Here is a 6,967-nt window from a genome sequence, read left to right as displayed (position 1 = left end):
CCTGTGCATCCCGGCGTAAACGTCGTGTTTTAGAGGAGCATATTGAATTTGCCCAAGTGCTCCGATTCTCATGATGAGACTGCCCTGAGTTTTCTGCACCACTAAGCGCCAAGTGTCACGCAGCGGTTCTGCGGGTGGGGCTTGCAAATCGGAGAGGTCTTTTATGCTTGTTGTTTTTTCTGGGAGCAAACCAAATAATGATTTTAGTCGTGCTTGTAATTTGAGAATGTTTGTTATCATTATTTCCTCACAGCTTTGTTAGTAATTACTTAAACATTTTATTCTTGGAATATTCATCTCTTTCATTGAGCCGATCGAGCATACTAAACAAGCTCAATTATCTTAATAGTGCATATATCTTTGATGACAATCACTGTACATTTTCTTCAACATCCCGATCGCAGGCATTATGACAAATACAAACATCTTTTTCCATGGAAAATTCCAGCTCCTTGGGTTAATCTGCACATAAATTTTCCGGCCAAGGCAGAAAGCCATGGCGATACATCCCATATAATCCATCATCTGCATTGATTTCACCAAACTCCTGCTCCCAGGCTTTGAGAGACTCAGATAAAATAGGTTGATTCAGGTGAAATAGTTCTTGATTATCTTCTAACTCGGGAGAATTTCGACAAAATAAAGTGCAATAGATATGCAAAACTCTATACTCTTCAAGCGGTGAAATTCTGAATTTTGCATATCCTCTAATCCATCCATGCACTACTTGATGAGGAGAGTCTTCAGTTCTGGTATAAACCAACATATCTGTATAAATCGTAATGACTGAAACGGCACCCGAATAGGTTTGAACTTGTTGCAACACCTTAGCCATGAAATCTTGATACTGTTGTTTGGGATCCCACTCCAAACAAAGTTTTACAGCCCTCTTTCCCGAAGACAAATTTTGCCCCACGATCTCTACCTTCCAAACACGCATCCATTGATCAAAACTGTTCAAAGTCTTCTTAAGTTGACTCACAAACCATTGATTAATCAGGTTTTGAGCCTCTGGAAATTGCTGATGGAAGCTCTGAACAGCCTGAATCATCCGAGATTTGTCCCATTCTTGAAAGCAATTCATGACAGCAGTATCGCCTTCGTCAAACACTAGAGAAATTAGCCATCCTCCTAATTCTTGATGCCAACGCCAGGTATCACAGAGGGGTTTAATTGGGTTTGCTTGTAAATCTGAAAGGTTTGTTATAGTAACTTCTTTCCTATGGATAAAACCGAACAACGATTTCATTCGTGCTGTTAAATCGCAATATATTTTCATAGGTGTTTCCCGCAATCTGGTTGGCACTCACTGAGCTATTTTACTTTTGGAATATGAAGAAAATCATTAAAAGGATGACACAATAGAATTTGAATAACTCAACCCGAAACGGGATGATTGATTAACGGGATAACTGACTGTCGATGCGATTTCCCCCTTCCTTCTGGCCCTTCCGATCGCTTGGAGCTTCCCCCAAGCACCGCCACCTAACCCTAGAAGACTCCTATCTCTGCCCCGTCTGCCGCCATGGTCAACTGCGATCGATGGTCATGATGGATGCCTTTGCCTGCGAATTCTGTCGGCAACTCTTCACTGCCAACCTAGAACAGCAGATCATCCGCCTAGAAGGAGGCTTGCAACCCATGGGCTGGCGCTGGTTGGGTCACCGCTGGCAACCGCTCTCCCAACGCAACGCAGATGTGACCATCCTCATTTGGGTTGTGAGTCTGTTTTTCCTGCTGATCCCCGCTGAACTGATCTGGCTCTGTGCCTACATTTTTCCGCCCTTGGAGGGCTTAACTTGGAGATCGTTCTCCCTGCTGTGGGGGGATGTCACCTTTGGGTTGCATTGTCTGATCGCCGCTTGGCTCCTCGTCGAGCATTATCAACTTCCCGCCTATGTCGCTTGCAAAACTGGTCTGCAACGGCTCCGCGATCGCTGGCAACAACGGGACAATTAAACTGAAATCATTTTGTAATCACATCCCGGTCAACCCTGCCACCCCAATCACCCATGCCCCCCTTTCCCGCTGAACAACCCCCGATCGAGCCTCATCCCGCTCCCACCGATCGCACTCCCGTTGTCTTAGTCCATGGCATGTGGGATACCTGTAGCGTTTTCAACAAAATGACTACCAGCCTCCAAAAACAGGGCTGGACGGTTTACAGTTTGGATTTAATTCCCGCCAATGGCGATGCCTCCCTCGAAGACCTGGCGCAACAGTTGCAGACCTTTGTAGAGGCCAACTTACCCGCCGATCGCCCCTTCGATCTCGTCGGCTTCAGCATGGGGGGCATTGTCAGTCGCTACTACCTGCAACGGCTCGGCGGCTTAGCACGGGTACAACGGTTTGTGACGATCGCCTCTCCCCACCAAGGCACCCTGATCGCCTACGGCAGCCTACGCCCCGGTTCGATCCAAATGCGACCCAATAGCGCCTTCCTCAATGGGCTAAATGAACAGCTTCAGCAATTGGCAGACCTCAATTTCACCTCCATTTGGACACCCTTCGATGCCATGATTGTCCCGGCCCACAGTTCCGTTTTGCCGATCGCGCACAATGTCTCGATTCCTGTCCTAGTCCATGCCTGGATGGTCAGCGACGATCGGGTGATCACCGCGGTCCGCCAAGCGTTGCAGGAAGATCTGCGATCGCTGCAAACTCACCCTCAAACTGAACCCGACACCACATCCCGATCGCCAATTTGCTCGTAGTTCTGACTGCCAAAAATCGCTTCCGGGTGAACGTAGTATTTAAATTCCAATACGTTATAAAAGGGGTCTTCTAGGAAAAACGTCACATGTTCCAGGGGCAGTCCTGGAAAGCGTCGCTTGGCGGTCTCACGGAACTTTAAGCCCTGCGCAAGCGATCGATCGAGTAATGCTTGCCAATCCGCTTCATTGGAAAAAATTAAGCCAAAGTGGCGGGGATAGATGGCCTTTTGGGGCAGGAGGGGTTCCTGGGTCACATGGGCAACCAATTGATTCCCCCCCAAGTTCAAAATCACACAATGGCGATTTTCCCGCCCCAACCCACAGCCCAGCCCATCGACATAAAAGGCTTTGGTATCAGGAATATTGCTGACTGGAAAAGCAACGTGAAATACGGTGGATTGGATCGCTGTAGAATTAATCATCATCAAATTCATCGTGCGTGAATAGAAGGGCATGAGTAGATGAGGACTACAAGGTTGCGTCGCTGACCGATATTACATAGCCAACTCATATTGTGTAGCTGATATATTGTGTAGCTGACCCATGTAGTCGATTTATATTGTGTAGCCGACCTGTATTGTGTACGCTACGTTTATTGTGTACGCTGCGTTGAGGGTCTGCCGTTCCATGCCTAACTTTTTACTCAACCCTTGGCTGACGGGCATCGCAATTAACCTCGCTTTGCTTGTCCCAGCCTACCTATCCCCTAAAAAGTTGCTCACGCTGGAAGGCACGATCCACGCTTGGGTCTTGGGCGTATTACTTTACGGCTGTTTAGGCTGGCAGGGCTACACGCTAATGATGGTGTATTTCCTGCTGGGATCCGCCGTCACCCGCATCGGTATGGCAGAAAAAGAAGCAGCGGGTATTGCGGAAAAACGATCGGGCGCACGGGGACCAGAAAACGTTTGGGGTTCAGCTTTAGTAGCAACAATCTGCGCGATCGCCTTTTGGATGCTGAAGGTCTGGAACTACCGAGAACTGATGCAATTCGGCCAGTTACCTGCTTGGGCGACCTTGTTGCCTCCGCTTCTGCTGTTGGGCTATACCGCAAGCATGGCCACCAAGCTGTCCGATACCTGTGCCAGTGAAATTGGCAAAGCCTACGGGAAACGAACATTCCTCATCACTACGCTAAAACCTGTCCCCCGGGGAACCGAAGGAGCCGTTAGTCTCGAAGGCACGATCGCGGGAATTTTGGCCTCTTTAGTGATTGCCCTGGTGGGTTGGGGCTTAGGTTTAGTACCCCACCAGTACCCGATCGGCATTGCCATTTGTGTCCTAGCTGCATTTGTGGCGACGAACCTGGAAAGCGTGATTGGGGCAACCTTGCAGACGCAGTTTTCTTGGTTAACAAATGAGTTAGTGAATGTGATTAATACTTTAATTGGTGCGTTAGTTGCGATCGGGTTAGGGCTTTTGTTATTTCACTAAAAGCCCCTGCTTCACCTTTTTTGAAACTCCACAATCACCTTAAAACTCCACAATCACTGGAGTGTGATCGCTCGGTTGCTCCAATTCACGGGGAGCTTTATCGATCGTGCAACTGATCGCCCGATCGTATAGCCCTGCTGTAACGTAGTGGTGATCGATGCGCCAACCCGCATTGCGCCGAAAGGAAGCCGCCCGATAATCCCACCAACTAAAGTGTCCGCCTTCCTGCGTGAATTTGCGAAACACATCCTGAAGGCCGATCGATAGCACCGATCGCAATGCCTCCCGTTCCGTATCCGAAGACATAATATGGGTCTCACGCTTTTTAGGATCGTGAATGTCAATATCTTCGAGCGCAATATTGAAATCACCACACACTAAAAGGTCGGAATCCGTTTGCAACAAAGTTTCTAAATACTGTTTCAGCAGCTTTAACCAACGCAGCTTATATTCATATTTCTCACTGCCGATCGCCGATCCATTGGGCACATAGAGATTAACAACCCGCACCCCGTTAATCACCGCACTAATCACCCGTTTTTGATCGTCCAAATCCCCCACTAGCTCCGCCGATAATACGCCAGAAAATCCCAAACGCACATCTTCAATCGGAGATTTGGCAATCAGGGCCACACCGTTATAACTTTTCTGTCCGTAAATGTAGGTTTGATAACCCATCTCCTGAAACGGCCCATGGGGAAAAGACTCATCCACCACTTTGGTTTCCTGCACACAGAGGAGATCAACCCCACTGGTTTCTAACCACTGCGTCGCATGGGCAAGACGTGTGCGAATTGAATTCACATTCCAAGTGGCAATTTTCATCGGCAACCCATTCGATCGCAACCCGACGATCGCAAATACAACCTCAATACCCTACCGAGGAGTGGGCCTCAGGGCAAGCGATCGACCGAGTCGGTCAACCCATCTGCACTAATCTCACCACTGTTGTACCAAATTGATTAATTAATGCCACAGATCCGATCCCCCCTAGCCCCCCTTAAAAAGGGGGGAATTCAGGCAAATTCTTTCAAAATCCCCCTTTTTAAGGGGGATTTAGGGGGATCGTTATGTGTTGCAATCACCAGTTGATTTGGTATTATCCCAGCAGCTTGATAACGTGCAACGAGCAACCTAGCAACCTAGTAACGAGAAACCTAAATAATTTGCCGCAGTGCTTGAGCGACCTCACGAACCGACTGATAGCGATCGTGAGGATTCGGCTCGGTTAACTTACGCAGCAAATTGACCATCTCCGCACTGAGCCCTGACAACCGTTCAGGATAGAAGCGATACCCTTGTTCTGCATGGCTATAGAACTGACTCGGATCGGTGCCAGATAACAAAAAGGCTAAGGTTGTTCCCAACGCATACAAATCACTCAACGGCGACATCTGATGCTCCTGAAAATCGGGAGCCATATAGCCAATGCCACTAAAATAACGATCGGTTTCCCAGCCTAAATGCCGCACCGTTCCCCAGTCAATCAACGTGATGGATTGCCCCGATCGCAACACCGATCGTTGGATTAAATGCTTGGGCTGAATATCACCATGCACTACAGGCTCTGGCTGATGGTGTAGATAGTCCAAGATATCACAAACTTCCAGACTGTAAGAAATTGCCTCTGCCGTGGGCAATGGCCCTTGCTGAGTCACGTGATCCGCAAGGCTTCGGCCATAGACCATTTCCATCACACGATAGGGTTGACGATCGCAGGTTAAATAGTCCAACTCTCGCGGAATTCCAGGATGATTGAGCCCTCGCAGAACCTGCGACTGTTGCTCAAACTGCTTCAGAGCTTCCGGATGAGCAAGCCATTCAGCATTCAAAGTTTTTAGGACAACCGTTTGGCCATTGCACCAAGCCAAATAGGTTATTCCAGTATCGCCTCGACCGAGTTCCTTAAGTACTTGATAGGAACCGATCGTTTGCAATACCTTGATGGGGTGTCCCGTCGTCAGGTCAAATAGTTGCTCATCACTAACAGCCTGATGATCAGACTTTTCCTCACCTGGTGCATCCCCATCTTCCGTCAGCGATGCAGTCGTCTCCTCGTCGTCATCAACCAGCCGGGTAAACTGATCGGCAGCGCTTTGCTCCATCGGATGAACAGACTTATCCTCCGAGATCGGAGACGAAATGGGGCGCAGGGGTGGGGGGGGTGGCGGCGGTGTGATCGCCCGCGTATCCGCCCCTGTCGGATGGGTCACAACATTTTTAACAGCAGGGAGGATTTGAACCTGAAGATTCGGCCCCGATCGTGCCAAACGAAATACCATGCCATGCTGCACAGGTACCCGAACCACTCGCTTCCCATCAACGTAGGTTCCATTGGCCCCCAGGCTGACAATTTCCCACTGTCCATTGGCACAGCGCAACTCGACATGGTGGCGCGAAACCACTGCACTATACAAAATCACCTGGTTATCCGTCGATCGACCGACCCGGATAATGGACTCGTGCTCAAACGACCAGCTTTGGACTGGGGTTGATTGCACTGGATGCAGCAGAGTCAAAGTAATCACACGATTATGTCAGCGAAACACGACTGAAGAACAAATATCAAATTAAATATCACGAATTTTGCTTTCTGAAGGCATTATTCCCGATAATCGACCCATTGAAACCCAAATTACTCAAAGAATCGCAAATATAGGTTGTGAATGAAATATTAGTAAACGAAAGTGAACTAACTATATAGTTTGCATAAAAAGCATACTTGCCCAACCCATCCTAACCTAGCTGTTTGTTCTCCGAACCGAAGAGTTCGTCAATTTCCTAATCAAAATCCGTTGCAACAAATAGGTGAGCCAAAA

At 48.4% G+C, this 6,967-nt stretch carries 8 protein-coding genes; 3 read left to right on the top strand and 5 right to left on the bottom strand.

Features of this window, described 5'->3' with window-relative positions:
- Together ACN4EG_RS19030 and ACN4EG_RS19025 are read right to left on the bottom strand one after the other, a co-directional pair.
- Positions 1–240, bottom strand: a 240-nt coding sequence (locus ACN4EG_RS19030) for a hypothetical protein (RefSeq protein ID WP_431631760.1), incomplete at its 3' end; no start/stop codon positions are given.
- A 217-nt stretch (positions 241–457) separates the two neighbouring features.
- Entirely contained in the window at positions 458–1,279 is an 822-nt protein-coding gene (locus ACN4EG_RS19025; RefSeq protein WP_431631759.1) for a hypothetical protein, read from the bottom strand.
- Between the two features lie 143 nt (positions 1,280–1,422).
- On the opposite strand from ACN4EG_RS19025, the gene ACN4EG_RS19020 reads away from it, so the two are divergent.
- Positions 1,423–1,959: a hypothetical protein gene (locus tag ACN4EG_RS19020; RefSeq protein ID WP_431631758.1), complete on the top strand. Its 537-nt coding sequence runs from the start codon at positions 1,423–1,425 to the stop codon at positions 1,957–1,959.
- Positions 1,960–2,012: 53 nt separating this feature from the next.
- The gene (locus tag ACN4EG_RS19015) at positions 2,013–2,714 is read left to right on the top strand and encodes an esterase/lipase family protein (RefSeq protein ID WP_431631757.1); all 702 of its coding nucleotides are present in this window, start codon (positions 2,013–2,015) and stop codon (positions 2,712–2,714) included.
- Here ACN4EG_RS19015 and ACN4EG_RS19010 read toward each other — a convergent pair.
- The gene (locus tag ACN4EG_RS19010) at positions 2,669–3,139 is read right to left on the bottom strand and encodes a VOC family protein (protein ID WP_431631756.1); all 471 of its coding nucleotides are present in this window, start codon (positions 3,137–3,139) and stop codon (positions 2,669–2,671) included. The genes ACN4EG_RS19015 and ACN4EG_RS19010 overlap by 46 nt on opposite strands.
- Positions 3,140–3,341: 202 nt before the next feature.
- Between ACN4EG_RS19010 and ACN4EG_RS19005 the strand changes: the two genes are divergently transcribed.
- Entirely contained in the window at positions 3,342–4,148 is an 807-nt protein-coding gene (locus ACN4EG_RS19005; RefSeq protein ID WP_431631755.1) for a TIGR00297 family protein, read from the top strand.
- A 39-nt stretch (positions 4,149–4,187) separates the two neighbouring features.
- Here ACN4EG_RS19005 and xth read toward each other — a convergent pair whose 3' ends face one another.
- Together xth and ACN4EG_RS18995 are read right to left on the bottom strand one after the other, a co-directional pair.
- The gene (gene xth / locus ACN4EG_RS19000) at positions 4,188–4,973 is read right to left on the bottom strand and encodes an exodeoxyribonuclease III (RefSeq protein WP_431631754.1); all 786 of its coding nucleotides are present in this window, start codon (positions 4,971–4,973) and stop codon (positions 4,188–4,190) included.
- Between the two features lie 332 nt (positions 4,974–5,305).
- Positions 5,306–6,676, bottom strand: a complete 1,371-nt coding sequence (locus ACN4EG_RS18995) for a protein kinase domain-containing protein (RefSeq protein ID WP_431631753.1) — start codon at positions 6,674–6,676, stop codon at positions 5,306–5,308.
- Between the last annotated feature and the right edge of the window lie 291 nt (positions 6,677–6,967).

This window comes from Alkalinema pantanalense CENA528, from assembly GCF_050753345.1.
GTDB lineage: Bacteria > Cyanobacteriota > Cyanobacteriia > Leptolyngbyales > Leptolyngbyaceae > Alkalinema > Alkalinema pantanalense.
The sequence above is the reverse complement of the archived record's forward strand: the minus strand, read 5'-3'. Positions and strand labels throughout refer to the sequence as shown.

Bases quoted from the DNA above. Each gene is read 5' to 3' on its own strand.
- ACN4EG_RS19025 (WP_431631759.1), bottom strand. From the start codon at position 1,279: ATGAAAATATATTGCGATTTAACAGCACGAATGAAATCGTTGTTCGGT.
- ACN4EG_RS19020 (WP_431631758.1), top strand. From the start codon at position 1,423: ATGCGATTTCCCCCTTCCTTCTGGCCCTTCCGATCGCTTGGAGCTTCC.
- ACN4EG_RS19015 (WP_431631757.1), top strand. From the start codon at position 2,013: ATGCCCCCCTTTCCCGCTGAACAACCCCCGATCGAGCCTCATCCCGCT.
- ACN4EG_RS19010 (WP_431631756.1), bottom strand. From the start codon at position 3,139: ATGATGATTAATTCTACAGCGATCCAATCCACCGTATTTCACGTTGCT.
- ACN4EG_RS19005 (WP_431631755.1), top strand. From the start codon at position 3,342: ATGCCTAACTTTTTACTCAACCCTTGGCTGACGGGCATCGCAATTAAC.
- xth (WP_431631754.1), bottom strand. From the start codon at position 4,973: ATGAAAATTGCCACTTGGAATGTGAATTCAATTCGCACACGTCTTGCC.